At 50.5% G+C, this 691-nt stretch carries 1 pseudogene; it reads right to left on the bottom strand.

From position 1 onward, the window contains the following. Window positions 1-691, bottom strand: a pseudogene (locus JT360_RS33295) (RcgA family putative transporter); the annotation flags it as partial.

The raw sequence follows: 691 nt of genomic DNA, 5'->3' as shown, positions 1-691 counted from the left end.
CATAGAAGGCGGAAGACATATCGCCGACCAACCAAGCCACAATATTCTCTCCACGCGATGTCAAGTAAGCACTCTGGAGCTTCATGACTATGGCGATCAGAACCCCCAAAACAGTACACCGAAAAATCCCACGCATAACCCTGAGGCTGGCTGAGTTGATAATCCATATCCGGCCGATTGCTCGCTGCTTTTCCAATTCTCCAAAGATCATAGATCACCGTATGAAGTAAAATGAGACTTACGAAGAACAGGTAAAAACAGCGGCACATGTATAGGTAAGCGAGCCCCGTGAACACGACCGCTTCTGGCACCGATATGACCTCAGGGCGCACAATCGCTAACGAGCCCCAATCCGTCGCATAGTTGCCACCACCTTTCATCAACGGGATCAATGACACGCCGATCCACTGAAAAAGACCGGCGAACAGCACACAAATCAAAAAAACCGCCCAATATGAATACGAAGAAGCTTCTATACTGCGCGCCCAGGCATCATCGCTTTCCATCTTGTCGCCCTGCGCTACAAGCTTTGGGCGGCCTTCATCTTTCCAAAAGGTCACTAGCTCGGTCACGAAGGCAAAAAACAGTGGCAAAAATGCCATGAAGACGAATGTCCAGTTCGCTGTCCAAAGAAACCCAACCTGCTTGACGACGCCATCCGCCCGGCCATATGTCACGCTGTGAATCCCCA

The organism is Mesorhizobium sp. dw_380 (genome assembly GCF_018588885.1).
GTDB lineage: Bacteria > Pseudomonadota > Alphaproteobacteria > Rhizobiales > Rhizobiaceae > Mesorhizobium.
The sequence above is the reverse complement of the archived record's forward strand: the minus strand, read 5'-3'. Positions and strand labels throughout refer to the sequence as shown.